This window comes from Aureibaculum koreense (genome assembly GCF_034296135.1).
Taxonomy (GTDB): domain Bacteria; phylum Bacteroidota; class Bacteroidia; order Flavobacteriales; family Flavobacteriaceae; genus Aureibaculum.
Genome location: NZ_JAXKVV010000002.1, coordinates 47228 through 73176 on the forward strand (window position 1 = coordinate 47228; position 25949 = coordinate 73176).

Annotated in this window: 26 protein-coding genes; 15 read left to right on the top strand and 11 right to left on the bottom strand. The window is 32.5% G+C overall.

Going from position 1 to position 25949, the window contains the following annotated elements; all coding sequences use genetic code 11:
* Positions 1-3 precede the first annotated feature (3 nt).
* The 11 genes from UMM65_RS02225 (at position 4) to UMM65_RS02275 (ending at position 9321) form a co-directional block, all read left to right on the top strand.
* On the top strand, positions 4-186 hold the full coding sequence (locus tag UMM65_RS02225; protein WP_321974835.1) for a zinc ribbon domain-containing protein: 183 nt from the start codon (positions 4-6) through the stop codon (positions 184-186).
* Between the two features lie 86 nt (positions 187-272).
* The gene (locus UMM65_RS02230; protein ID WP_321974836.1) at positions 273-992 is read left to right on the top strand and encodes a TolC family protein; all 720 of its coding nucleotides are present in this window, start codon (positions 273-275) and stop codon (positions 990-992) included.
* Positions 979-3195 (top strand): VapE domain-containing protein, encoded by a 2217-nt coding sequence (locus UMM65_RS02235; RefSeq protein ID WP_321974837.1) that lies wholly within the window; start codon positions 979-981, stop codon positions 3193-3195. Before UMM65_RS02230 ends, UMM65_RS02235 begins: the two co-directional genes overlap by 14 nt.
* Positions 3196-3413: 218 nt before the next feature.
* On the top strand, positions 3414-3584 hold the full coding sequence (locus UMM65_RS02240; protein ID WP_321974838.1) for a hypothetical protein: 171 nt from the start codon (positions 3414-3416) through the stop codon (positions 3582-3584).
* A complete protein-coding gene (locus UMM65_RS02245; protein WP_321974839.1) occupies positions 3581-3769 on the top strand; it encodes a hypothetical protein in 189 nt (62 codons plus the stop codon). Before UMM65_RS02240 ends, UMM65_RS02245 begins: the two co-directional genes overlap by 4 nt.
* A complete protein-coding gene (locus UMM65_RS02250) occupies positions 3766-4104 on the top strand; it encodes a hypothetical protein (protein ID WP_321974840.1) in 339 nt (112 codons plus the stop codon). Before UMM65_RS02245 ends, UMM65_RS02250 begins: the two co-directional genes overlap by 4 nt.
* A gap of 18 nt (positions 4105-4122) precedes the next feature.
* The gene (locus UMM65_RS02255) at positions 4123-5637 is read left to right on the top strand and encodes a tyrosine-type recombinase/integrase (RefSeq protein ID WP_321974842.1); all 1515 of its coding nucleotides are present in this window, start codon (positions 4123-4125) and stop codon (positions 5635-5637) included.
* A gap of 107 nt (positions 5638-5744) precedes the next feature.
* Positions 5745-5933 (top strand): hypothetical protein, encoded by a 189-nt coding sequence (locus UMM65_RS02260; protein ID WP_321974843.1) that lies wholly within the window; start codon positions 5745-5747, stop codon positions 5931-5933.
* Entirely contained in the window at positions 5917-6156 is a 240-nt protein-coding gene (locus UMM65_RS02265) for a hypothetical protein (protein ID WP_321974844.1), read from the top strand. Before UMM65_RS02260 ends, UMM65_RS02265 begins: the two co-directional genes overlap by 17 nt.
* A gap of 180 nt (positions 6157-6336) precedes the next feature.
* A complete protein-coding gene (locus UMM65_RS02270) occupies positions 6337-7674 on the top strand; it encodes a metal-dependent hydrolase (protein ID WP_321974845.1) in 1338 nt (445 codons plus the stop codon).
* A 1368-nt stretch (positions 7675-9042) separates the two neighbouring features.
* Positions 9043-9321: a type II toxin-antitoxin system RelE/ParE family toxin gene (locus UMM65_RS02275; protein ID WP_321974846.1), complete on the top strand. Its 279-nt coding sequence runs from the start codon at positions 9043-9045 to the stop codon at positions 9319-9321.
* A gap of 161 nt (positions 9322-9482) precedes the next feature.
* On the opposite strand, the gene UMM65_RS02280 is transcribed toward UMM65_RS02275, so the two are convergent.
* The 3 genes from UMM65_RS02280 to UMM65_RS02290 form a co-directional block, all read right to left on the bottom strand.
* Positions 9483-9794, bottom strand: a complete 312-nt coding sequence (locus UMM65_RS02280; RefSeq protein WP_321974847.1) for a hypothetical protein — start codon at positions 9792-9794, stop codon at positions 9483-9485.
* 584 nt (positions 9795-10378) lie between these two features.
* Positions 10379-12079 carry a hypothetical protein gene (locus UMM65_RS02285; RefSeq protein WP_321974848.1) on the bottom strand — a complete coding sequence of 567 codons (1701 nt, stop codon included), beginning with the start codon at positions 12077-12079 and terminating at the stop codon, positions 10379-10381.
* A 38-nt stretch (positions 12080-12117) separates the two neighbouring features.
* Positions 12118-13194, bottom strand: coding sequence for a dsDNA nuclease domain-containing protein (locus tag UMM65_RS02290; RefSeq protein WP_321974849.1), 1077 nt, complete (start codon positions 13192-13194; stop codon positions 12118-12120).
* Between the two features lie 400 nt (positions 13195-13594).
* On the opposite strand from UMM65_RS02290, the gene UMM65_RS02295 reads away from it, so the two are divergent.
* Genes UMM65_RS02295 through UMM65_RS02305 form a run of 3 tightly spaced genes read left to right on the top strand, consistent with a single transcriptional unit; the run spans position 13595 to position 16209 of the window.
* Positions 13595-14953, top strand: a complete 1359-nt coding sequence (locus UMM65_RS02295; RefSeq protein ID WP_321974850.1) for a hypothetical protein — start codon at positions 13595-13597, stop codon at positions 14951-14953.
* The gene (locus UMM65_RS02300) at positions 14950-15228 is read left to right on the top strand and encodes a hypothetical protein (protein WP_321974851.1); all 279 of its coding nucleotides are present in this window, start codon (positions 14950-14952) and stop codon (positions 15226-15228) included. The genes UMM65_RS02295 and UMM65_RS02300 overlap by 4 nt, the downstream gene beginning before the upstream one ends.
* Before the next feature lie 6 nt (positions 15229-15234).
* On the top strand, positions 15235-16209 hold the full coding sequence (locus UMM65_RS02305; protein WP_321974852.1) for a M12 family metallopeptidase: 975 nt from the start codon (positions 15235-15237) through the stop codon (positions 16207-16209).
* A gap of 30 nt (positions 16210-16239) precedes the next feature.
* On the opposite strand, the gene UMM65_RS02310 is transcribed toward UMM65_RS02305, so the two are convergent.
* From UMM65_RS02310 to UMM65_RS02340, 7 genes are all read right to left on the bottom strand, one after another.
* Positions 16240-16932 (bottom strand): protein-L-isoaspartate(D-aspartate) O-methyltransferase, encoded by a 693-nt coding sequence (locus UMM65_RS02310; RefSeq protein ID WP_321974853.1) that lies wholly within the window; start codon positions 16930-16932, stop codon positions 16240-16242.
* A gap of 184 nt (positions 16933-17116) precedes the next feature.
* Positions 17117-17689: a DUF2911 domain-containing protein gene (locus tag UMM65_RS02315; protein ID WP_321974854.1), complete on the bottom strand. Its 573-nt coding sequence runs from the start codon at positions 17687-17689 to the stop codon at positions 17117-17119.
* A 175-nt stretch (positions 17690-17864) separates the two neighbouring features.
* Positions 17865-18920: an NAD(P)-dependent alcohol dehydrogenase gene (locus tag UMM65_RS02320; protein ID WP_321974855.1), complete on the bottom strand. Its 1056-nt coding sequence runs from the start codon at positions 18918-18920 to the stop codon at positions 17865-17867.
* A gap of 171 nt (positions 18921-19091) precedes the next feature.
* Positions 19092-19283, bottom strand: coding sequence for a cold-shock protein (locus UMM65_RS02325; RefSeq protein WP_321974856.1), 192 nt, complete (start codon positions 19281-19283; stop codon positions 19092-19094).
* Between the two features lie 134 nt (positions 19284-19417).
* Positions 19418-19780, bottom strand: coding sequence for a hypothetical protein (locus tag UMM65_RS02330; RefSeq protein ID WP_321974857.1), 363 nt, complete (start codon positions 19778-19780; stop codon positions 19418-19420).
* Between the two features lie 94 nt (positions 19781-19874).
* Positions 19875-22370 (bottom strand): ABC transporter permease, encoded by a 2496-nt coding sequence (locus tag UMM65_RS02335; protein WP_321975133.1) that lies wholly within the window; start codon positions 22368-22370, stop codon positions 19875-19877.
* Positions 22371-22415: 45 nt separating this feature from the next.
* Positions 22416-23105, bottom strand: a complete 690-nt coding sequence (locus UMM65_RS02340) for an ABC transporter ATP-binding protein (protein WP_321974858.1) — start codon at positions 23103-23105, stop codon at positions 22416-22418.
* A 23-nt stretch (positions 23106-23128) separates the two neighbouring features.
* Here UMM65_RS02340 and UMM65_RS02345 point away from each other — a divergent pair, with 23 nt between their 5' ends.
* The gene (locus tag UMM65_RS02345; RefSeq protein WP_321974859.1) at positions 23129-23872 is read left to right on the top strand and encodes an arylesterase; all 744 of its coding nucleotides are present in this window, start codon (positions 23129-23131) and stop codon (positions 23870-23872) included.
* A 65-nt stretch (positions 23873-23937) separates the two neighbouring features.
* Here UMM65_RS02345 and UMM65_RS02350 read toward each other — a convergent pair whose 3' ends face one another.
* Entirely contained in the window at positions 23938-25932 is a 1995-nt protein-coding gene (locus UMM65_RS02350; protein ID WP_321974860.1) for an alpha/beta hydrolase family protein, read from the bottom strand.
* Positions 25933-25949 lie beyond the last annotated feature (17 nt).

Below are 25949 nucleotides of genomic sequence, written 5' to 3' on the forward strand. Positions count from 1 at the left end.
ACTATGCAAGAACATAAATTTTACTGTCCGTATTGTAGCGTTGAAAGTTCTACATGGATTGAAACCGACAAAGCCAAGCAACAATTTATTGAGGACTGTATAGAATGTAATAATCCATTAGAAATGATTATTGACTGTACCTATAATAAAATAGTGGAGGTAATGATTAACCCCATAGCACAATAATTTTTTATGGATTTTAATGTTAATGGGGTGTATGTTGAAATATCCTATTTAACATAATATAAATTATAAGACAAATGTCTAAATAGTTGTTTATTGAAATTATTGATTTTCAATTGTTTATGATAAGGGTCGCTACCATAGGAGTACAAATTTGTGTCGTTTTTTTAACGGTTTACTCTCACGCTCAAAATTCAAACGGTTCGGTAATTCAAAATAAAACCGCTCAGCTCGATACACTTCTAACTTCTTATAAGTCGGAAAGACTTGCAGAAATTGACACGTTGCTGGATTTGACAAAATCCAAAACCGATTTGATTTGGCTGAACTTACTGCCATCTGTAAATTATGATTTGGATAGAAATGCCTTAAACGTTGGTGTTAACTTCAATTCATTTGCCACATATTCCCAACAAAAACAACGTAACAAAATTGAAAGGTTAAAGCTGGAAGAATCACTTAACAACAGATTGGAAAATGACCTTTTAAGATTGGAAGCCGATTACCTAAAAATACAGTCAGACGTTGAAAACATTACGAGTGAAGTAAAAAACTTTGAATTGTACGAAGAACTCTACACCCTCAAAAAAGACCAGTACGATAACAATAAAATAAATTTAGAAGTATGGCTTAATTTTCAAAAGTCATATGAATCCGCATACTTAAGTTTAATTAATAAAATCTCAAACCTCGAACAAAGAACTATTCGCTTTTACGGTAAAATAAAAAGCCCTGCGTATGTGGCAGAGCTTAATATATTGTATGAGTTGAGTATTTCCCTCAAATCATTTAGACATGAACAAAGATAACATTTTAAATCAAATTTCCGAAAAAGAAATTTTCTTGAAGTTTCTCAATCTCACAGAGTTTCCAACTGGCAATATTTCAAGCCCTTTTTCAGACGATAAAAAACCATCATTTAAACTTTACAAAAACAACAGCTTCAAGTGTCATAGTTCAGGACATCAAGGCGATTGCTTTCAATTGGTAGCCGACTTAAACCAACTCGACTGCAAAACCGAATTCAATAAAGTATGCAATATCATAGCTAACGAATTACAGTTAATTCAACCCGATACAAAAGCCAATAAATTCAAATACACCGCGAAAGAATTTGAGCAAATACACTTGGATTATTGGTGCAAAGATTCTTGGAATGTTAGCAAAAAAGTTTTGGAGAAATACGGAGTTCAGGCCCTAGATAAATTTGAATATTGGAACGGCAAAAAAAACGACATCACTAAAATCAAATTGTTCAAAGGTGTCCTAGGCTTTGTGTATCGTGTAAATTCTAACGTTGAACTCTATATTCCAAAACAAGAAAAGGCACAAAAATTCTTTCTAAATAAACTCTCTAATACTGATATATTTGGACTGGAACAACTACCGAAAAACCCTGAATATATTATACTTTGTGCAGGTAAAAAAGATTGTCTAATTCTGAACGCTAACGGATTCCCTTCAGTTACGTTTCGTTCGGAAAATCATTACATCACAACCAATCAAATAAAACAGCTAAAGAAGCTATCCAAGACACTTATAATCAGTTACGATAACGATAGTACTAAAAAGGATAACGCGGGTAAAATTGCACAAAAGAAATACGCAGAGCTCTACAATTTATTGCAGTTGGATTTACCCAATGAATTCAACGACACGGCAGATTATTTCTCTAAACATTCCAAGGCAGAATATAACGCAATATTACAGGCGGTTCTACAATTTAAAGACGATGTTATTGTAAAGAAAAAACCCGAGAAAATTGCGGAACACAACAAAACTATATTTCACATTGTAGAGGATTATCTATATAAGAATTACGATTTGCGTTTCAATACTATTTTGCTCGATGTAGAAATGAAAGCGAAAAACGCCAAAGAATGGCGTATTTGCAATGAAGATAGTTTATTTATAGAAATGCAAAAGAAAGGAATTAAGATACAAATGGCTAAACTCATTTCAATTCTAAAATCTGATTTCGTTCCGGAATACAATCCAATTACAAACTATTTCAAATCCCTAGAGAAATGGGATGGCACAGACCATATAAAAAACCTTTGCAAGTACATCACCACTAGCAATCCTAACGATTTTGAATATCATTTAAAAAAGTGGTTGGCTCGTTCCGTAAAGTGTATGTTAATCAAAGGATATTTCAATAAACAGGCTTTCATAATTACCGATAATGGCAATGGTCAGAATATAGGTAAATCGCATTTTACAAAATGGCTTTGTCCACCAACTTTGCCAGTTAACCGAAGCTTTGAAGATTCCAAAAAAGACAATATTTTAAAACTAGCTACCAATACATTTATAATTTTAGATGAACTGGATGGCATTAGCAGAAAGGATTTGAACGGTTTAAAAGCGTTGTTCTCTATGGATGAAATACGTGTTAGGTTGCCGTATGCAAGGCGTGAGGAAACCGTACAAAGAATTGCGAATTTTATCGGCTCAACCAATGAGGAAAATTTTTTGGTGGATCCTACGGGTTCCGTTCGTTGGTTGGTTTTCGATGTTTCCGCAATTGATTGGGATTACTCTAAAAAAATAGACATTCACAAAATTTGGTCCCAAGCATTCGCTCTGGCCAAAGATGTATATTTTGATGAAAGCTTTACCAAAGAAGATGTAAAAAACAATGAATTGAGAAACCAAGCCTATCAAGTTCGTACAGCTGAAACCGAAATTATTAGTTTGCTTTTTGAAGTTCCAAATGAATTGAATCTCGATAAAATGGAACATCAAACGGCTACGGAAATTTTAATATTTATAAAAGCCAACTCATCTCTTAACAGACTAAGTTCCGTTGGTGTGGGTCGTGCTTTAAAACTGTTGAAATTCCCTAGGGTAAAGCATGAGGGAGTTTATAAATATCAAGTGGTAAGGACAGGAAAAACGTTGGGGCTTCCCGAAAGAATGCCTACAACGAGTTCAACACGGAAACCCCGTCCAATTGTAAAACAAAAATTGCCCGAATCTCAATTTGATTTTACAGTAAAAAATAAATAAGCAATGATAGTAAGTTACCCATCTTACCCAAAGTACAATAATCCTAATAAGGGCAATATTTTGATGTGGGTAACTTCGGTAAGATACTATCTTACCCACATCTTACCCATCTTACCCAATAAAAAGGGTAACATGGGTAAGAACAAAATAACCTACCTACCCTACCCTATCCCTTATAAACAAAGGGTTGGGTAACATGGTAAGTAAAAAAGCATAAAATGAAGAAAAAAAAAATTACAACTAAAAAAAATGAAGCTGATAAAAATATACTTTTCAAGCATAACGGGCAATTACAACGATGGTTGGGCAAATTATCATCTTTAAAACACACTCATAAAAAATGCGAAATTGTAGAAATTAAGGCATTGCATAAAAAAATAGAATTATGAAATTATCTGAAAAACAAAAACAGCAAATTAAAACCTGTATTGAAGATTTAGAACACTATTATGCCACTTGTGGTAATGAAGCTGATTATGATAATTTGGAAGTATTAAAAGTTCATTTAAACACAGTTGCTCTTGGTTTGAATGATATAGAAGTGGTATCAATTGCAGTAAAAAAAGAATTATGAAGTATTTAATCATCTTGCTATTGTTCGTGGCTTGTACAACGCCAAACGATGTTCCCGAAATTCAAACCATTCCTATAACTGGTCAGGTATTCGGAGAACCTAAAGACTTGCCCGATAGTATTTTTCTAACTGTAGAAGATTTAACCATAGATGATATTCTAATCCGTAAATTGGTCAAAAACCATTACAAATTTAACTTTGATATTTCTCACAATTATAATGTTTCCAGTTCTCTTACAGAGGATAATTTTATGACGGGAATCAAACATATAACTAACTTTAACCAAATAATTTACAATGAAAATATTACCGTACTGATGTACGATACAGAATAACCATTAAAAAAAATTGCCATGCTAGTAAAACAATTTCACTACATATCGAAAGACGAAGCCGATAGATTGATTTCAGCCATTAAAAACATTAAGCATAAAACTATCGTTTTGCTAATGCTAGATTGCGGTCTAAGGGTTACGGAAGCCATCACGGCAAAATTCAAAAACTTTGATTTTAAAAAAAGGACCATTACTATTAAATCTCTGAAAAAAGGAGATAAAATAAAGCTTCGTACCATTCCAATGTCCAATAGGTTATATAGAACTATTGGCGAATATCTCAACAATACTAAAAAACTGGATATTAATGCAGATAGCTATGTATTTCCATCGTATTCCGAAAAAGGTCATTTGGATAGAAAAACAATTTGGAAGGTCTTAAAACGTCATTCTCTCAATCTTAATATATCAAATTTACATCCTCACACTTTACGTCATTCTTTTGCTACGCATCATTTGAGTAGCGGTACTTCATTAGCTGAAATTAAAGAAATGTTGGGGCATAGAAATTATAATACCACTCTGATATACGCAGAAATTCCCACAGAGAAATTAAAGGAACGTGTCAACGCGGTTACATCTAAAAAACTGAATCTATGGCAAAAACTGGCTAGAAGAATTACACCCGAAAAACAAACCAAACTTATCAATCTAGATTTTACGGAGTCCTATTTTACTATCGGTAGAAATAAGGAATTACAGCTACTAGAAAACAATTCAGAGAAAGGAGTTAACACTGTTGTGGTAGGTCCTATTGGAGTTGGTAAATCTCACTTGTTAGAGAATATCAAAACCACTAAAAAAATACTAAGGCTTGACGATACAGACAGTATAAAACAAAGTTTGGTACAAATACTGCTTTATTTGTTTAAGGATAAGGAAACCGTTAATTCTGTGTTATGGAAAGACTTTACAGTTGAAGAAATAAAAAAAAGAATACAACGGCAAAACGTGGCTCATTTGTGTAGTTCTATCGTTGCTTCTGTTGAACCTAAAGAATACATTTTAATTATAGATGATATTACTCGTGTAACACCATCGGCTAAAAAAGCTATTGAAAAACTGTCCGAAGCTTTCACTATTATAGCTAGTGCGAGAAGCATTAAAGCTAATGATACAGCTTGGATATGGGATTTTGAAGTACACAAACTAAAAGAACTCAACAGAAATCATGCAATGCAATTGATACAACAGTTGTCTAGCGGATTAGAAGTAGAAAATTGGGAGTTGTTTAGAAATCATATCTACGAACAAACAAATGGAAATCCGAGGGCTATAACGGAACTAATTGCACGATACCGAAAAGAACCGTTTCTAACTAATCAGATAATTAGAGAAATAAAACACGTTGGGGCTTTGCAAGAATTCGATATGACATTTTTAATAGTACTTGTTCTTGGAGTAATTACAGCTATGCGTTATATGAGTAGAGAGTTAGACGAACCCGCATTAAGGTTTATAGGGTCAATAGGATTGATATTGTTATTGGTATCACGTCCTTTATTTACGGTACTTAAGAAAAGATTTGTATAGATGAAGCTATTTGATGAACATTACGACACTATCAGTAAGATTTTAACTATAATAATTTATTTACTTACCATTGCTCTAGGTTATTGTATAAGTGAAATTTTAAAATTATGGTAGAACTGAAAAGTAAAAAAACGGGTAAAATATTGCTCATCGGGGAAATTATAAAAGAAACTGAAACCAAAGTTAAATTACATACAAGTTCTAACTGGTACAAAAAGAGTAAAATCATTATTCAGTACGTTATTGCTTGTGCAATTTTAATAGTATCAAATTTGAATTATGGCATTTACAATTAGAAAATTATCGGACAAAGCGGAAAAAGAACTCGCAAAAATAATGAAAGATGAACCTCGAATAAATTCAAAATCAAAAGCGGTTCAATCCGCTTTGGAAGAACGTGAGTATTACAGAAAAATGCAAAAGGAATATTATAAATTAAAATCTGAACACCTAGAATTGTTTGAGAATACCAGTAAAATTAAAAGTGCAATAAATACGTTGTTTTCAGTTTCTAACTGATGGCAAAATTTTTATGGCCAAACAAGAGCTCAATCAAAAGCGATAGCAAAAAAATGTTCCTGGAACAAAGCTGCTGAAAAAAACGATAGCATTATTTTCTTCAGAAGCAAAACCCGGTTTAAATTACGACAGCATAATTAAAATCGATATTCCGGATATCACGAATTAATGATAGCATAAATGACAGCACCGAATCACATAGCGGGCGGAATAGTAATCACAGGAATATTTGCTTCGTTGTGGAATGTAAATATTTTTGCAAATCCGCTATACATTTCGCTAACCATTATCGGTTCTCTCATTCCAGATATAGACCATACAAAGTCAATTATCGGAAAACTTGTTTATCCTTTGGCTCGTTGGATTAGTATTAAATTTGGTCATAGAACTATAACGCATTCCATAGGTTTTATAACGTTTCTAACTGTAACAATGTACATGCTAGAGCATTTTCAATTCTTTGGATTAGAAGGACATTCAGCTTCGCTTATTTTATTTTTTTCTGTCTTTTCGCATTACCTATTGGATATGGCTACAATTCAGGGCATACCACTCTTCTACCCTATTTATAGAAATCCGTGTGTAATCCCTGCGAATGTTGATTTACGAATTACAACAGGAAACCTAAAACAAGAGGGAATAGCATTGTTTATTTTTGCTCTGATGGTGTTCTTTTTACAAGATTTATTTCAAAACGGATTTTGGTTTACCTATAACAAGAAATTCAATGATATTGCACATTTAGAACGAGAATTTAAAAATTCAAATACACTTTTAAAAGTAAATTACGATTTTGATTTATTTCAAAATAATTACACATCGAGCGGATTTTTAGTCTATGCGGATTTTGAAAAATGTATAATTTTAAGCGATACTTTGATAACACTTGACATTTATAGGCAAGGGCAATTAATTCACAAATTAGAACCTGTAAAAACTAAGGATGTTCTAACCGTAAACACTTCTAATTTTTCAAATATTACGGTAGATAGCATTAATAAAATACTGGCAAATAAATTTATTTCTCAAGGAAAAATATTTGCTAACAAGTCAATTGATTTGGTTACAAAGGATGATTTAAAATCAAGTATGTATTTTGATTTGAAAAATGAATATAATCTACATTATATCGAATCTATAAAGGATAGTTTGAACAATAACAAATTCAGCGAATTACAAGAATTAGAATACAAGATAAAATTAGAGGAAGATGCCTTAAGCCATGGCAACAGTAGATATTACAAGGCAATGAACAGATTGAAAAAATTAAATGCAAAATTGCAAAATAGCACCTCTCTAACTGGTTACGATATTAACGAGATTAAAAATGAAATAATCAAATTAGAAAGCTTTACAGCAGGTTTTACGCCTAAAAGGTCAAAGACATTGATAAAACTACAAGACCAGCTAGAAGCCGTTAAAAACAGGAAAATAAGTACAGATATATTTGTTTCAGGAACAATCAATTATTTTCATCTTCCAGAAAAAAATAAAAATACAATAGCCTCTTCAAATTAGTTGGAATGCGGGATGTAATAACAGTTTTTCCCAACGGCTGAAAATTTATTTAAGCCACTCTAAGCTTCATCAATCCTTTAGGCCTAAAGAAATTTAACAAACCTTAAAAACAGTTATTAAACCCAATAAGGTTGTAGTCTGTTTGCAAAATCTTCCATCCGCGAAAAGCTACTGTAAGAACTTCCAAGCAAACTACGAGTTAATATTACTTTCAGTAAGCATCCGCCCTACGTCCGCTCGTAAAGTCAAGCCCAGTTTTTTCGTTCCTCAAAAGCCTCTGTTCTTGCCTTTGCTCAAACACACTTTCAAAGCATATTTAACATAATTGGTTATTATAGGAACATCCACTACACCAACCGCATAAACCAAAGCTGTCCTATAATAAGGCAACTATGTAAAATAGCCACTTCGCACCATCATCCGCATCATCCGCCACACTTGCAACCACCTCAAACGCTACTGCCACCGCACTAGGTATTTTTAATATTTATGTCTTACCGCAAAAAAAAGCTTCACTATAATACGCCTAGTCCAAGTATTCCTATGCTTAATTCTAGCTTGTTTTTTTCCGTTAAGCCATAAGCAAAAGGAAAAGAGGGGGCTTCTGCATTGTTGCCAAATTTAAAAATGAAAAAATAAGCGTCATTATTTTCTTCATTTTAGGCATCCGTCAAAAATGCAGAAGCCCTCGGTTTGCTTCGCAGAGTTTATTAAAAAAAAGTCAAAAAAAATAAAAAAATGTGTTTGGGTTTGGTGCTAAAACCAAAGATTGGGATTGAAAAAAAAGTAAAATAAATGTAGGATTATTGGAATTTATTTTGTATCTTACTTACTGTAAATCAATTGTTTAGATGCAAATTATGGATTTTAAAAATGTCAATCCCGCAGTTTTGAAACTGCAATTTTCCCGAATGGACCAAACCACGTTTTCCCATTTCGGTCGAGAACTGAAACGAGAGTTGTTACAAGCCGATTTTGAGCTAAATCGCAGTAATTACCGTTTTATGCTTTTAAGCCTTTATAAATGGTGTTTACAGCAATATAAACGTAAATTCCAGTAATCACTTTAGAATTTTGCGAATCCCCCGAATTATCAGTAACACTAATTCCTTAATCATTAAAAACGGTAACAAAAACAGGGTCTTGTGGCGGTTTTTCATGCGATTATAGCCATTGTAATTGTCCTTTGGGTATTTCATCCCTCAAAGGTAACTTTTTTGTCGCATTTAGAGCCATTTGAATGTGCGACATTATCAGCATTTTGTCGTACCCCTTGAACCCCGATGTATTATTTTTTTACAAGAAATCGAAGAAATTGAAAAACTGTAAAATCAGAAAATCATAAATTAGCAAAATCAAAATTTGAGTATGGAAATCATTTGGACAAGTGAAGCAAAAAAAACGTTTAAGCAAAATGTGAATTATCTAAAAAAGGAATGGCCCTTAAAAGTAGTAGAGGGTTTCGTAGATTCTGCTTATGATGCTATTTCAAAAATACAGGTACATCCTAAAATTGGTAGATACGATAAGGTTTGGGATTGCTATAAGTTAATTGTGGTCAAGCAAATTACATTGTATTATCAAATAGATAAAAATAAGATTGTACTAATTTCTTTTTGGAACAATTATCAAAAACCTAAAGAGTAGTTTAAATCAACAATATCAAAATAGCCTTATAAGTTGAGCAATGAGATAACCTAAAATTATTGCAAGTACGTAAAGCATTACTGTTAAAGTTTTACTTACAATATCAGAATTTTCCTCAAATAATCTTGTTTGTGCTAATCTATCAATGAGGGTACGAAGCATTATTTCAGCAGTTCTTTTTTTATCTCATCAATCACATCTTGATGCTTATGAGTGTTACCGTTTTTATAATCATCTTTTCCTCTCTGAATACTTTCCTTTAATTCTAATAGTGAAGCTTCTTCTGGTCGTAACAATCGGAGTATTTTTAAAACTTCATCAACTGTGAAAGAATGATTTTTTAATTTTCTGTAAAATGTAGGTGCGGACATTCCAGCAGTTTCAATAATGAAATTGTTTTTATAAGGCGAATTGCTTATTAGTTCATCAAGCCTAGTCAAAATGTTTTTATAATTTAAAACTTCCTGTATCATTTTTGAGATAAATTTGTTATATTTGTCTTCAAAGATAGTAAAAATTTTGATTCACATACTATAAATTATAGGACAATTATAGTAATTTGCGTTCAGCTCCGCTGATTAACATAATTATAGATATAAACTACGCCACAGGCGGATTATATCGAGGCAGCCGCATCAACTTTCTCAAAAACAAAATGGTCTACTAGACCATCTTGTTTTATGAAATATGTTAAAGCAAATACGAAGTATTGGCTACGCCGAATCAACGATTTCATGAACTCCTTATAAGAAAATAAGAATAACGTGAACTAAATTACGGCTCAATAACTTCCAAGTAACTTTAGTTTCTATTCCCGCCATATCAACTTTTTAAAATTTTAATATTCGGTACTTGGGTCAAGAAAATTTTAAATATGCAATTCTCGTGGATTAGCTAACATTGTAACTTTTTAGGATTGCTTTGAAATTCGTTGCGTATTTAACACTATTAAGAAACTTTATTACTAAACCCCTAAAATATGCACACCTAATTCTCCTACTTGCACAAATAAGCTTTTGCTTAGAAGGATTGTATTAATCAAAATGTTATACGGTCGTTAAAAAAGAGATAAGTCACTAAATAAACCTTGATCCAATAATGGCTTCATAATGTCGAAAACTTCTTCAAAGGAATCCCTCTTTAATAATGATTCTTTTTCATCTAAATCAAATGTATTCTCATCATTATCAACAATGCCCAAAATTAACTGAGTGTTTTCTGGTTGATGCTTATTTATAAAGTCCAAGATGGCTTCCAAATTAGTTTTATCCTGTTCTTGTTGATTAGGAGAATCAATTATTATTGGACAAAATGTTGAGGTGGAATATTTACTCATTACCTTTAAAAAGGCAAAATAATAAGCCAATAATGCTCTTGGCAATGCACTTCCAGTCTCATTTATTGGAGAGTCCATTCTTCGAAAAACATTTTCAGAAAAAGTATCTAGGTTTATATTAAGTTCTTTTAAATAGGTTGAAAGGCTTGATCGATAAAGGGTCATAATTTTACCCTTTCTGTCCTCACCTTTTTTATCAATTTCCTTAAGTTTACTTTCAAGAGCTTTCTTCTTTATTTCGGCAGCACCAATTTTTTGATAAATATCCGATTGTTCACTCTGAAATATAGCCTTCACTCTTTTTTTACCTTCACTTTCAATAATATCAATTAGTTTAATTTCAGACTTTTTTTCGTTTAGTACTTCTTGTATTCTTTCGTAGTTGGACTTTGTCTCAATAAATTCAGAATCATACCTTTTAATTTTATCTATTATTTTCAAATGATCTCCTCTCAACTGAACCAACAATTCTTCAAGACGCTCTTCATCTTCAGCAATTGAAAAACGTTCTGCAAAATTATTGTCATAATTTGCACCACAAGTTGGGCAATCTACATCATCTTCTAAATTGGTTAAGGCATAATTATAATCTTTTTCCAATTCCTTAATTGATTTTTCAACTAAATCAATTTCAGCACCAATTTGAATTTTCTTATCATACAATAAACTTAAATCTTGTTTTATTCTATTTTGTTTGACTTTCAATTCCTCACATTCAGCAAGTAGTTCTTTTATTTCCGAATTAAAATCTTCAACAGTAATACTAACAACATCCTCTTTTAATTTTTTATTAATATTCTTTAAGATTTTATTCAGAGCTTCAATTTCTTTTGAAGTTTCTTCTAAACTTTGTCTTGTAAAATCTAATTCTGACTTCGTTTTATAGTAAGCGTTCCCTTTAACTCCTGAATGATAATCTACAGTTGGCTTTTTCCATTTACTATATTGTCCTAGGTTAGCGAAAGATGACCAATTCTTTGACCAGCTGTTATCTTGATCGACGTAAAATGGTAAGAATAAATACGCAGGTGGTGGAACTTCTGGAGCCCCTTGCCTACTATTTATAATCAATTGGAAATCCAGTAGATTCTTCAGATATTCAGAAAACTCTTTGAAATTAAAAGAGTGTAAAATATTATCGTTATCAACAACGATAAAATGTTTTTTATCAAATCTTAAAACTTTAAAAGTCCCCTCATCCAGCCTAAATTGGAGAAGGCTTATTGGTTCAGCTTTTAACCAATTTTTGTGCATGGTTGCTGGGGTTGCACCCAAAGTGTAATAAATACTCTTTATTAAAGAAGATTTACCTACCTGATTTGTACCCTTTACTAATGTTTTTTTAGAATCGAACTTTATTTTTTTCGCCTTTTTCTCCCTTAGAGACATTATCATTAGTTCTTCTAAAACCAGTTTTTTCATATGTTTTCTTCCTTAAACTTCTTACTAATTTTTTAAAATTATTCTCCATCACACAATTCTTTTAGTATCATGATTTTGATAAAATTCTTGTCATATAAACGCTGTCCTTTCACAATTTTATCACTTAAAACATGAGGTAGTATTTTACTCATTGATTCAATTAATTTGGTTCCAAGTAAACCTCCGTTATCATCTATTACATATTCTATTTTATCAGCAATTGATTTGAATAATAAGTTATTAGGCCTTAAATATTCAACTTCTACTTTAGACCAATTTTTCTTAAAAAATCGTCTAAATTGCAGATCACCACCCTCACTATCTAGTTTAGTAATTATTTCATTTTTTAACTTATATATTCTCTTAGGTTCCTTTACAACTACTTTTATAAGGCTTTCAAAATCTGCTTTTGAAATAGATTTATGTTTGACCAACCCTTCAAAAGAATTAAGTTGCTTTTCATAGTTATTTTTCCTCTTTACCTGATCAAAAATTGTTCTATATGCAAGAGATGGTTTAAATTGGGCATCGTTAAAGTTGGATTCTATATAGTTACTTAATTTTATTTGAGTTAAATCAGAGTGATGGTCTAGTGTTAAATCACTTTTATTTAAAAAAAGAATCTTAAAGTATTCCTCAAACCAAGTTATACTTAGTTCGTCAATCAATTTTTCCTTCAATTTTTTCTTTTCAGAATCATCAAGGTCATTGCAACATAAATATGTGCTGAATTCTTTACCGGATTTTAGCTTGACTTTGAAATTGCAATTAGCTATTAAATTGAGTGATTTAGTTTCTGTGTCAAATGAAATTTTATTTTTAAATAATTTTCCTATAATAGAATTTTTTCCTTGGCTTCTTCTTAAAAGCATCGATAATGAGTGGTGCTTATTATTAGTTTTCACTTGATAAAAGTCGATTGAATCAGGATTATCAGAAGAATTAAAAACAATTATATCTTCATAATACTCAAACGCTAATAAAAAATCATTTTCTTTAGATAGATCAATAAGCTTACAAATAGCCCAGTTCTTTTGATAGTCAAATCTATTGGCCGATACCGAACCACTATTTTCTCTTGGTTTTATACTTTTCAGTTTTTCTTTTAGCGACATTTAAGTATTTTAATTATTGTTATACAATTAATTGCATGGATATTTCTTACAACTGTAAATTAATAAAATTGCACTACTATAAATAATTAAAAAGGGAGACTTTAAATATAGTAAATTTTACAAGAATTATTTTGTGCGAAAACCATAAATACAGGAATGATAGACTATTTATAATCATTCTACATACACTCCACTACTCTCCTACTCATGTTTTATAAAAGCATTTCCTTGTTCGGGAAAAACAAACTTTTAAAATTAACCTTTTTATATAAGTTGTAAAAGGGGAAAAACACCCTAAATTTTACAGGAAAAATCCTGTTAAAAAAGGGGAAAAATCCCCTTGACTGATAGCGAAATGTCGTAATAAGTTGTTTGGCAATCAATTAACCCCTACTCCGTTATGAAATCTTATTTGACCCTTCTATTATTATCATTATTTTTACTTTCGAATGCCCAAGACAAATCCGTATTTGATAAGTTACACAGCACTAAAATTGACAAGGCAATTTATCTATCATATGATGGTAAAAATTTCTTTTATTCCAAAAATTCAGCAAAAATTGAACAAGATTTTTATAAAATAGAGAAAGGAGCAACTAAGCAGTTTCAAATAGGAAATGACAACGATAATACTATAAAACTTTTCTTAGAATTTTATAATCCTCTTAAAACTGATATTAGCTTAAAATCAAGTGAGATTGATGATCCCAATTATACAGCAATTGCGGAATTTATGGCTAAGCTTCCCGCAGATATTCCGACATTATCCCCAGTTGGAACCCAAAGTAGTGCGGCAGTTCTTACGGTAAGTTCAGTAAGTAACTATAAAGAATTAACCAAAGTTGAAAAAAATGAAGTTGAAGGAAAAATAAAAGTGATAAATGATAAAATTAAAGAATTTAATTCTGAATCTCCAATTTTATTTGATTGGGTGCAAATGTTTAAATCAAACTTGGATAAAAGTAAACTTTTAGAGAATCTCTATTTAAAAACCTTTGATGAAATAACGACAACAATAAAAGGAATTGGAGATGTTGAAACATATTTATTTTCTGAACTGTTTTTTAGATTAAGTGTAGATAAGAGCAATAAAAAGACAGTTAATAATTGGATAAAATATTGTCATTCAATTTTGTATAAATCAGAAATGAATAATTACGATTCATTTAATAAAAACCTTAAAATTTCTCAAGATATCGAGAAAAAATTACTGGAAGAACGAAAAAAGGCGAATTCTAAACTTAAGAAAATCAAAGAGTTATTAATAGAAGATTATTTAACAATAGAGTCCTTTTTGGATAAAAAAGATTTAGATAAAAATAATATTTTTAAAAACTTAACTAGCAGTAAACAAGTATTAATTGAAGCAATTATTTCTCAAAAAATGGAAAAACATAGTGACGCCATTGATAAGCTCTCTCTATTGAATAAAAAGCTTCAAAAATTTTCAGATGAATTTGATAATAATAAATATCCAAGAGGTTATAACATGATTAAAGAGGATTCCTTTAATTGGGAATTCGAGAAGGTACGGCAATATGAGTTAACTGCAATTTCTAAATCCGAAAATGGGACAACTATTGAAGATTCAAAAAATAATACAAATTTGAAAGTATATAAAAGTCAGGGTAGATTAGGGGTGTTTGTCTCAGCAGGTATATTTTATACTCCCCTTGAATATAAAAATTTTGGAATTTCAGATGGTCTAGTTACAGAAACTCAGGGGGATCCAGTTTATTTTAAACTGCTGCCTATTTGAATTTTATTTATCGACCTAAAAATGGAGATATTTTATATCCTATATTTCAAATTGGTATTACACAAGGAATAAAAACACCATTAATCCCAATTGGGGTTGGTATTTCGATACGAGATAAGTTTTCTATCACAGGAGGACCTTTAATTGCATTTCAAAACCAATTAAATAAACTTTCCATTGGTGAAATGTCAGATGATGCTAAACTTAAGGATGATATTCAGACACATGTAAAGTGGAACTGGTATTTGTCAATAAATTATAAAATCGGTAAATAACTTTATATGAAAAATTTCAAATTACTCTTTATTTTTTCACTTTTAATAATTTATAACTGTAAAAGTGATAAAAAAAACATTAACAATATCACTAACGAAAAAGAAATTGTCAATGAGAATAAGAAAGGGATTGAAGGGCTATGCACACAAATAACCTCGAATAGTCCGAAAGATTATTACTTATTTTCTTCAATAACCAATGAAATTAGAGATACTATGGGTTTAATCTTTAACGAATCATCAGAAGTTGAAAATTTTAAAAATTGGAAAAATGATATTGTTCAATATAAAATAGCTTCACATAAGTTTGATTCGATATCACAATCATTTAGTAAAGAGTTTATTGAACAATTAAATGAAAAATCTTTTGGCATTGAGTCTGCGATTATCTTTGAAGAAATCTGGGACAATAATAATATTACAGTCAGATTTATGGATGGTGATGCCACTAATCAAAATAGAGTTAAGCAGTATGCAAAAGAATGGGAAAAATGGTCTGCTGTAAAATTTAATTTCATAAATAATGGTAAGTCAGATATTACAATCACATTCAATAGCTCAGGGTATTGGTCAGTAATTGGAAAATCTTCAAGAGATACTATACCATCAATGAGTCTTACCTCAATTCAAAAAGAAACTTTTGAAGATTACCGAGGTATAGTATTACATGAATTCGGTCATGCTCTTGGTTTGATTCATGAGCATTCTAGTCCAAATTCACCTCTTGAATGGGATATTCCTTTTGTTGAAAAATATTACTTGGACAATCATGGATGGTCAAAAGAGAAAACATATTGGAACGTTATTCATAGGTATAATTTTGGTCAATATAATCATCTTGACGCAACAAAGTTTGATCCAAAATCAATAATGATTTATGAAATCCCTAGCTCTTTCTTAAAAAACAGTAATCAATCTTTTAATACAAATAATAATTTATCAAATTTAGATAAGGAGTTAATTGGAAAAAAGTATAAATAGTTATTATATAACCACTCCTATTTTATTATTTTAGTTGTCACCACCCTTCTTCTCCCTAGTAAAAGGTACAAATCGTACCGGTAATAATTTTTTCTTGGTAATTTTATTTTTCTTTTTGGTAACCAATACCAAATGGCTCACATCACTTTTGGGCCCTACGGGTATAATCATCTTACCACCCATTTTTAATTGGTCGAGTAAGGGTTGGGGAATGCTCTCGGCACCAGCGGTGACCATAATAGCATCAAAAGGTGCTTTTGTAGGCCAGCCATGATAACCGTCGCCCCATTTTACAGTAATATTGGCGTAACCTAACTCCTTTAATCTGTCTTTAGATTCAGAAGCCAAATTCTTAACAATTTCAATAGTATAAACAGAATCTACAATCGTTGCCAGAATGGCTGCTTGATAGCCAGAACCTGTGCCTATTTCCAATACCCTATCACTTTCTTTTAACTGAAGAGCCTCGGTCATAAAAGCGACAATATAAGGTTGCGAAATGGTTTGCCCCTCACCTATAGGCAATGCACCATCTGTATAGGCATGTACCTTCATGTTGTCAGGAACAAAAAGATGTCGAGCAACGTTTTGCATTGCCGAAAGCGTAGCACTATCTTTTATGCCTCTCGCTTTTAGTTGTGTTTTGACCATTATCTCCCTTTTGGCCGTATAATCCTCCTGGCCAAAACCAATCATCATAAAAATACATGCTATGGCAGTCATCCTATTTTTCACTTCTTAATTCAATATTTTTTTGTACCGGTGAAATTGAATTTTAATTGTTCTAAGTTACATCAAACAAGCGAATTATACAATGACTTGTATCATTTCAGGCTCTCTTAAATAAAAAAAACGCCCTAATACCGAAGTATCAGAACGTTTAATTTGCTATGATTTGTTTGTTATTTTATAATTTGGCCAAGCCTTCTTGACTTTCTATTACCAAAGGAATTTTTATTCTAGTAGTATCCCAACCCAATACCATTTGTGTAAAGTCATTTTTTGTTTTAAACGCTATTGAAAATGATTCCAATTCTTCTGCTTTTGAAACCGGTACAGAAATTCTGGCAACATCAAATGCGGGATTGTATTCAAATGCCCCTAATACATCTACATTAGAACTTAAAATTACTTCCCATTCTTGTTCACCGGGAATGGTATATAACACATAGGTTCCTTCTGGTACAACAACACCTCCAAATACAACATCTTTGTAAAATTTAACTTCTGTAGCTTCGTTTGCACCAGTTCTCCATATTTTGTTAAAGGGAACTTGGTTACCAAAAACCACTGGTTCGGCTTTTTGCGGCCGCCCGTATATAACTTTTACAATAGGCTTTGTGGCCCTATTGGTTCTTAAATAAGAAATATCATGTGGTGCTTTATCAATTGGTTCAAATGATTGACCATTTATGGATACATTGCAAAAAATTACCAAAAGAAATAGTAAGGTAGTTTTTTTAAGAATTTTTGTTTTCATTGTATAAGGCTTAAATAATTATGACGATTTATATTCCGTCATTATTATAACAGCCAAGTAGTAAAAACTCCTACATCCCTCCTATTCTTTTTTACCTAGATTAATTTAGAATGTTTAATTTTTGGTTGCAACACATCTGTATGCCAACAGGTTACAATAAAATATTTATTTATGTTTAACCTTTAAGCGATTTCATATCAATTACAAATCGGTATTTAACGTCACTTTTCAGCATTCGCTCATAAGCGTTATTAATCTCTTGAATATTAATTACCTCAATATCTGAAGTAATATTATGTTTTCCACAGAAATCCAATAATTCTTGTGTTTCGGCAATACCTCCAATTAATGAACCCGCAACCGATTTACGACCCATAATCATGGGTACGGTAACCAACATAGGGTCTAATGGGCCCAAATAACCAACCACTACCAACGTACCATTTGTAGTTAATGTGCCTACATAAGAATTTAAATCATGTGCATACGGAACGGTATCAAGAATAAGATCAAAACGTCCCATGGCTTTTTCCATTTGAGCTTCATCTGTAGAAATAATTACTTCGTCGGCACCTAATGCCTTTGCATCTTCTATTTTATTGGTAGATCTTGAAAACAAGGTAACATGAGCACCCAAAGCATGTGCCAATTTAATCGCCATATGTCCTAATCCGCCTAAACCCACTACCGCTACCCTACTGTTTTTACCCACATTCCAGTGTCTTAAAGGTGACCAAGTTGTAATACCAGCACATAATACAGGGGCAATACCCGCAGGATCTAAATTTTCAGGAACGCTTAATACAAATGCTTCATCTACCACTATGGTTTCTGAATAACCCCCGTGTGTATTGGTATCTAAGTGCTTATCGTAACCACCGTAAGTACCCACCCATTGCGGGCAGTATTGTTCTAAGTCGGCTTTACAGTTATTACAGGTTCTGCAGGAGTCAACTAAACAACCGACCGCAACCAAGTCCCCTTTTTTATATTTTGATACACCGTCCCCAACTTGGGTTACCCTACCCACAATTTCGTGTCCGGGTACTACAGGATATTGTGTCATACCCCAATCGTTACGTGCAAAATGCAAATCGGAATGGCAAACACCACAAAATAGGATGTCAATGGCTACATCTTTTGAGGTGACTTCTCTTCTATTAATGTCAAATTGTTTTAAATTTGCTTCAGGAGCATCTGTTCCGTAGGCTTTAACACTTGTTGTTTTCATGGTTTCTTTATATTTAGGTTAGAATGTTAACTGTATTTTAATCAGGCAGTTAAATTTACGAAAAACTATTTAAAACTCTGAGGAATTAGCTCCTTTTTAATTTTGATAAATGAAAACAAAAAAACCCATCAATATTGATGGGCTTCTTTATAAAATTTGAAGTATATTGTATTAGATAACTTTTACGTTAACCGCATTTAAACCTTTGTTGCCTTCTTGCAATTCAAATTCAACGCTATCGCCTTCACGAACTTCGTCTATTAATCCAGAAATATGGACAAAATGATCTTTTTCTACTCCTTCTTCAGTGATAAATCCAAATCCTTTAGACTCATTGAAAAACTTTACTGTTCCTTTACTCATTGTAATGTAATTAAATTATAATAATATATTGAAATGCAAAGATGGTGCTATATTTTTGACATACAACATATTAATTGACTTAATTTCTCTTATTTGATTTTTAAAGGTGCTTACAGCTTAAAATAAGGATAAATTCATTCAGCTAGTAATTCACCTGAGGATAAAGCATTATTAAAATCAGCTTCTATAACATGGTGGCTGCCAAAAAAACGCCCTCCGTCTTTACGTTTAATTTTTACCTCAATAGTACCGTTATCTTTCTCTTTAACAGAAGTAATTACCACCATACTGCCTTTAACCTTATTGTAATTAACTATCCCGCCCCGTTTTATTATAATGTTTGGTTTAGGAAAGTTAATATGTTTATAAGTATTTGTTTTCGGTTCCCCAATTTCAAAGACGTCTCCAATTTTTACTTCAGTAGTGGTACTAAGAGATTGAGCAAATAAACTTAATGTGCATACGGAAAAGGCAAATAGCAAAATACATTTTTTCATAATTTATATATTTTAAGATTTTCGATTAATAATAAGATTAAATTTTAAAAAATAAATTTAATAAAATTTTTAAATATAATTTAGCACCATAAAATCAACCTTCCTTCCTCAACACCTCCAATGGCGGACTTTTCAATACACTCCGAATATTACTTAACCCAATAAATAATACCAATGCGGTTATGCCAGGTAAAAACACTAAAAATGGAATTAATGAAGGTACAAATGGTTCTTTAAAGAGTACCGTTGCTAGAATTTGACTTCCAATTAATGACAAAAGAATTCCGATAAGGCTACCGAGAATTCCTAAATACAAATATTCGAGTGCGGTAATTTGTAAGATCTGTTTGCTTTTGGCACCCATGGTTCTTAATAAAACACTTTCTTTAATTCGCTGATGCTTACTAGTTCTTACAGAGCCTATTAACACAATAATTCCAGTAAGAATGCTGAAGAAAGCCATAAAGTTAATTACCCAAGAGATTTTATCGAGAATATTCTCAACAACAGAATATAATTGTCTTAAATCTATCACAGAGACATTGGGGAATTTTTTCACCAAATCACGTTGTAACAAAGCCGCACTGGCATCATTAGGAACATGAGTGGTCAATACATGGAATTGCGGTGCATTTTCTAAAACACCTTTTGGAAAAACGACTGTAAAATTCATTTGCATCCGTGCCCAATCTACTTTTCTAAGGCTGCCCACAGTGGTTTCCATCAAAACACCCTGTACGTTAAAAACAATTTTATCACCGATGTCAACTTTTGCTCGTTGGGCAAGATCTTCAGAAAGGGAAATTACAACAGGTTCGCCTTCTTTTAATTCTGGGATCCATTCCCCCGCTATCAACTCTTCCGAGGCGATAAGTGAGTCACGATATGTAGTTCTAAATTCATGGTTCAATACCCAATTGCTTATTTTTGATGTACTGTCTTTCCTTATATCATTAGCTAATTGACCTTTGATGCTGTGTACACGCATGGTAATTAGCGAGATATTGTCCAATACAGACAGTTCTTTTAGTTCTACATTATTGGCAACGGCCTCTCGTTGGTCAGGCTGCACATCCAGCAATATAATATTCGGATTTTCTTCACTTTTTTCCAATGCGGTTTTTGCCAGTAAAATATCTTTGGTAAAATACAAGGTACTTATTAAGAACGTACCTAGACCAATAGCCAATATCAAAACCATGGTTTGATTGTTTGGGCGATATAGATTTAATAAACTCTGACGGGCTGTAAATCCCCAAGTTTTAGGAAAATATTTTTTAATTGCCCTCATAAACAATACCGCTATACCTGCCAAAATTGAAAAAGTTATAGCAACCCCCACCACAAAAGCTAATGCAAAAAGCCAATCCTTTAGCAACCAAAATGAAAACAAGTAAATAAACAGGGTGATGGCAATAAATGTAAATGTCCTCGCCTTTTTTGGTTTACTGTTATTATTTTCCGTAACCCGTAACACTTCCAATGGAGAAACATACCATGTGCCAAGTAATGGCAACAATGCGAATAGAACTGACATGAGTATTCCGAGCAATACTCCCATAATTAAGGGTTGCGGTGTAATTGAAACCTGTACTTCAAAAGGTAAAAACTCTTGTAAAATCAATGGAAAAGTTTGTTGCAATCCAATACCGATGGCTGTTCCAATTAACCCACCAAGCAAGCCAATACCAGCTACTTGTATCAAGAAGATTAAAAACGACTGCTTTCTTGAAGCTCCCAAACACTTCAATACGGCTACTTGGCTTAATTTTTCCTTGATATAAATATGTACTGAACTGGCAATACCAATACATCCCAGTAACAATGCGATAAATGCTGCGAGATTTAAAAATTTACTCACATTTTCAAAACTACGTCCCACACGTCGGCTTGTACTAATATGCGTGTCTAAATCGGCATTTTCGTCATCTAGTATAGGGTCTAATTTTTTATTTAATAAACCTAAATCCATTTTAGGCGGTGCAATAAAGAAATATTGGTATTCCTTGCGACTTCCAAATTGTAATAATTCCGTGGCTTCAATAAAACGATAGGGAATTAATACCGTAGGAGCAACCGAACTGGCAACTGCTGTAGAACCTGGAATAGAATTTAAAGCTCCAACAATTGGCAATATGAGCTTTCCTAGCTTGATGGAATCCCCTTTTTTTAAATTATATTGTAACATCAACGTAGCATCCACCAATGCCCCACCATCTTCTTGATAGGTGTTAGCAATAGTAATGGGTTCGGTCTCTAATTCTCCATAAAATGGAAAAGCACCCTCTATTCCCCTTACCTTAACCAATTTGCTCTCTCCGTTTTTCGGAAACAATGCCATTGAAGAAAAATTAACTTCGGAAGCAGCAGGTTTTAACGAATCGATAATGGATTGTACCTTGGCATTTGGTTTTTGTCGGCTATCAATAATAAAATCAGCACCCATCATTGCCTTAGACTGCAATTGGATATTTTGCTTTAAACTTTCACTAAACAACTGAATGGAAACTACGGCAGCAATCCCCAAAACAATGGATGCCATAAATAAGAACAACCGTGATTTGCTAGCTTTACCGTCTCTCCATGCCATTTTAAACAACCATGGTAGTCGTAATTTTGAATCAGGATTTTTCATTTAAACGGCGAGTGTTCTTTTGTTAGAACTAATTTTACCTCCTTTTAATCTCAATATTTGTTGGGTTCTATTAGCTAGATCTAAATCATGAGAGATAATTACTAAGGTAGTACCCGCTTCCTTATTTAATTCAAAAAGTAGTTGAATTACTTTTTCGCCTGTTTCCTCATCTAGATTACCCGTAGGTTCATCTGCAAATAAAATTGAAGGTCTGTTTGAAAAAGCTCTTGCCAAGGCAACACGCTGTTGCTCTCCACCTGATAATTGTGATGGATAATGATGAAATCGGTCTGATAGCCCCACTTTTTCCAGTAATTCCATTCCAACTTTTACCGCATTTTTTGCACCTTGTAATTCCAACGGTACAATAACATTCTCTAATGCTGTCAAGGTTGGCAATAACTGAAAATTTTGAAATATAAATCCTACTTCTTTATTGCGTAATTGTGCCCGTTCATCTTCATTTAAATCTGTTATATTATGACCACACAATTCAACGGTACCAGCATCTGGTCGGTCTAAACCCGCACACAAACCCAAAAGCGTTGTTTTACCGCTCCCCGAAGGCCCTACAATAGAAAAGGTCTCCCCTTTTTCAATTTCAAAAGAGATATCTTGTAAAACCGTTATTTTTTTTGAGCCACTTGCGTATGTTTTTTCAAGCTCGTTTATCTTTAATATCTTTGGCATACTTAATAATTAAATTCTCTAAAATGCATAAGTCGCAAAATAAGCAAATGCTTTCAAATTTATATGGCAAATTGAGTCCAATTTTCTTAAAATTATGTTATTTTATGATTGTAGTGTTGCTCATATCTTGTCGTGGTGATGTGGCTAAAAAAGAAAATAATGAGCAGCTAGAAACAACGAAAACCGAAAGTACAGAAGACACCGATACAGATTCTAAAACTATACTTTTTTTTGGCGATAGTCTTACAGCAGGTTACGGCCTTGATGATGTTAATGATGCGTTTCCATCCCTAATACAATCTACAATAGATTCTTTAGGTTTGAATTATACCGTAGTAAATTCTGGATTGAGCGGTGAAACCAGTGCAGGCGGAAAAAGTCGTTTAGATTGGGTTCTGAAACAGAAAATTGATGTTTTTGTACTGGAATTGGGTGCTAACGATGGTTTGCGTGGCATTCCATTAACGGAAACCCGTAAAAACCTCCAAGATATTATTGATGCGGTGCAAAAAAAATTGCCAGAAGCTACAATTATTTTAGCAGGAATGGAACTCCCACCTAATATGGGGCCTGAATACACTTCCGAATTCCGAACCATATTTTCTGATTTGGCAGAAAAGAACAATTTACCTTTAATTCCGTTTATTTTAAAAGATGTGGGTGGTGTAAAAGAATTGAATTTAGAGGATGGTATTCATCCTACAGCTGAGGGTCATCAAATTGTGGCAAAAAATGTTTGGGAGGTGTTGGAGAAGGTGATAAAATAAGCATTATCAATATCTAAATAAAGCACCCTTTTCTGGGTGCTTTATAAATTATATTTTATTCTACCTTATTTTAGGTGCTTTGCAAAAAAGCCGAGCATAGTTTTATAGAGTTCAATTCTGTTTTCCTCTCTACCAAACCCATGTCCTTCATTGTATTTTACCATATAGGGCACATCAAAACCTTTTTTTCGTAGGCTAGATACTATTTGGTCACTTTCGTTTATGTTTACCCTGGGGTCGTTTGCACCTTGTATTACAAATACAGGTTTGTTTAATTTATCAATATTTAAAGCGGGTGATACCGCGGTCATAATTTCTTTTTCTTCTGGAATTTCAGGATCATACCACTGCTCATAAAATTGTTTCATTAAAGGTTTCCAATAGGCTGGAAATGACTCAATAAAGGTAAAGAAATTGCTCACACCTACATAATCCACACCACAAACATATAAATCGGGTGTTTTAATCAAGCTCCCCAATGTTGCCAAACCGCCATAGCTACCACCATAAATGGCTATTTTACTTTTATCGACAATACCTTGTTCAATTACATATTTTACCCCATCTTCTAAATCATTTAACATATTACGCCCTATTTGTTTATTGCCCGCTAAATAGAACGCTTTACCATAACCTCCAGAGCCTCTGTAATTGATTTTTAAGGTAGCATACCCCCTACTCGCAAACAATTGAGCTTCAGAATTATACCCCCAAGAATCTCTAATGCCATAGGGGCCACCGTGAGGGTTTACAATGAGAGGGGTTTTACCTGCTTTTGCATTTTTGGGCAAGGTTAAATAGCCATGTACTTTAAAACCATCTCTACTTATAAAAGATATTGGGGTCATTTTTGCCATATCATCAGGATTCAATTGCGGCATTAAATCTTCAAGCATTTTAAATGTATTTGTTTTTACGTTGTACTGGTAGTATTTACCGTATAAAACATCGCTAGTTACATAAATTAAATACTTGTCCTCGTTCTCCGTATTGCTTACAATACTAAAATCGTTCGGGGCAAACTGATCTTTTAATTTTTTATGTAATTTTTTAAAATATTCACTAACAGGTACAATTATTCCTTTTTCACCATTATAAGAGTAAAAATCTAACTCGTAATTTCGTTTTTTTGATAGTGAAATGCCAGAAATGTCATAATCGTCATTGCTGAACAATCGTTTTACGATTTTTTTATTTTTAAGGTCATAGAGTACAACTTCCTCTTTATCGCTTTCTAAATTGGTAAGCACATAGGCCAAGTCGCTATCTTCTGATACAAAGTTTAATATGCTAAAGGTATCTTTCCAATTGGTGTTGCTTATTTCTTTAAAAGTTTCTTCGCCAACAGCTTTATATTCGATGATATCGTCCACTCCATTTTTACGACGTGTTAAGGCACGAAGGTTTCCTTTACTATCGAATTTGTAAGAGTTAATTGGGTTGTTTTCATCTATATTTTCAATAACCAACTCCATATCTCCAGTTTCAACATTGATCTTATAGGGCTCAAAAACTTGCTTATTCCTTTTATTTAAAGGTACAATAACATATCTCGGCAAATCTTTCAAGGCATATACTGTACTTAATTTCACACCTTCAAAAGGAGTTAAATCCATATCTTTTTTTGTGTCGATATTGTACGAATACAAATGGTAGTTTTCATCACCGCCTTTATCCATTACATATAAAATGGTGTTGTTATTGGCCCAAAAAAAAGTGAGTATTAATTGTTCTTTTTCCTCTAATACCATACGAACCTCATCGGTTGTTGTATTTTTTATATACACATGGTTTTTACCTTCTTCATCTTTTTGCTTATATGATAAATACTTACCATTTGGTGATAAGGAAAAACTACTTTTATTTGGCTTTTTAAAATAGTCTTCTACTGAATAAGTATAATTTCCGGAGTCGTAAGATGCTAATTTTTCAAGTTCTTCCGCCGTTGATGGCAGTTCAGGGTTGCCTTTAATGCTATCCTTTTCTTTGGTCTGTGCCATGCCCGAATATCCTAATAAGGCTATAAAGGCATATATTACCGATAATTTTATTTTTTTCATGATTATTAATTTTATTA

Bases quoted from the DNA above. Each gene is read 5' to 3' on its own strand.
- UMM65_RS02225 (WP_321974835.1), top strand. From the start codon at position 4: ATGCAAGAACATAAATTTTACTGTCCGTATTGTAGCGTTGAAAGTTCT.
- UMM65_RS02235 (WP_321974837.1), top strand. From the start codon at position 979: ATGAACAAAGATAACATTTTAAATCAAATTTCCGAAAAAGAAATTTTC.
- UMM65_RS02240 (WP_321974838.1), top strand. From the start codon at position 3,414: ATGAAGAAAAAAAAAATTACAACTAAAAAAAATGAAGCTGATAAAAAT.
- UMM65_RS02245 (WP_321974839.1), top strand. From the start codon at position 3,581: ATGAAATTATCTGAAAAACAAAAACAGCAAATTAAAACCTGTATTGAA.
- UMM65_RS02250 (WP_321974840.1), top strand. From the start codon at position 3,766: ATGAAGTATTTAATCATCTTGCTATTGTTCGTGGCTTGTACAACGCCA.
- UMM65_RS02255 (WP_321974842.1), top strand. From the start codon at position 4,123: ATGCTAGTAAAACAATTTCACTACATATCGAAAGACGAAGCCGATAGA.
- UMM65_RS02260 (WP_321974843.1), top strand. From the start codon at position 5,745: ATGGTAGAACTGAAAAGTAAAAAAACGGGTAAAATATTGCTCATCGGG.
- UMM65_RS02265 (WP_321974844.1), top strand. From the start codon at position 5,917: ATGGCATTTACAATTAGAAAATTATCGGACAAAGCGGAAAAAGAACTC.
- UMM65_RS02270 (WP_321974845.1), top strand. From the start codon at position 6,337: ATGACAGCACCGAATCACATAGCGGGCGGAATAGTAATCACAGGAATA.
- UMM65_RS02275 (WP_321974846.1), top strand. From the start codon at position 9,043: ATGGAAATCATTTGGACAAGTGAAGCAAAAAAAACGTTTAAGCAAAAT.
- UMM65_RS02280 (WP_321974847.1), bottom strand. From the start codon at position 9,794: ATGATACAGGAAGTTTTAAATTATAAAAACATTTTGACTAGGCTTGAT.
- UMM65_RS02285 (WP_321974848.1), bottom strand. From the start codon at position 12,079: ATGAAAAAACTGGTTTTAGAAGAACTAATGATAATGTCTCTAAGGGAG.
- UMM65_RS02290 (WP_321974849.1), bottom strand. From the start codon at position 13,194: ATGTCGCTAAAAGAAAAACTGAAAAGTATAAAACCAAGAGAAAATAGT.
- UMM65_RS02295 (WP_321974850.1), top strand. From the start codon at position 13,595: ATGAAATCTTATTTGACCCTTCTATTATTATCATTATTTTTACTTTCG.
- UMM65_RS02305 (WP_321974852.1), top strand. From the start codon at position 15,235: ATGAAAAATTTCAAATTACTCTTTATTTTTTCACTTTTAATAATTTAT.
- UMM65_RS02310 (WP_321974853.1), bottom strand. From the start codon at position 16,932: ATGACTGCCATAGCATGTATTTTTATGATGATTGGTTTTGGCCAGGAG.
- UMM65_RS02315 (WP_321974854.1), bottom strand. From the start codon at position 17,689: ATGAAAACAAAAATTCTTAAAAAAACTACCTTACTATTTCTTTTGGTA.
- UMM65_RS02320 (WP_321974855.1), bottom strand. From the start codon at position 18,920: ATGAAAACAACAAGTGTTAAAGCCTACGGAACAGATGCTCCTGAAGCA.
- UMM65_RS02325 (WP_321974856.1), bottom strand. From the start codon at position 19,283: ATGAGTAAAGGAACAGTAAAGTTTTTCAATGAGTCTAAAGGATTTGGA.
- UMM65_RS02330 (WP_321974857.1), bottom strand. From the start codon at position 19,780: ATGAAAAAATGTATTTTGCTATTTGCCTTTTCCGTATGCACATTAAGT.
- UMM65_RS02335 (WP_321975133.1), bottom strand. From the start codon at position 22,370: ATGGCATGGAGAGACGGTAAAGCTAGCAAATCACGGTTGTTCTTATTT.
- UMM65_RS02340 (WP_321974858.1), bottom strand. From the start codon at position 23,105: ATGCCAAAGATATTAAAGATAAACGAGCTTGAAAAAACATACGCAAGT.
- UMM65_RS02345 (WP_321974859.1), top strand. From the start codon at position 23,129: ATGCATAAGTCGCAAAATAAGCAAATGCTTTCAAATTTATATGGCAAA.
- UMM65_RS02350 (WP_321974860.1), bottom strand. From the start codon at position 25,932: ATGAAAAAAATAAAATTATCGGTAATATATGCCTTTATAGCCTTATTA.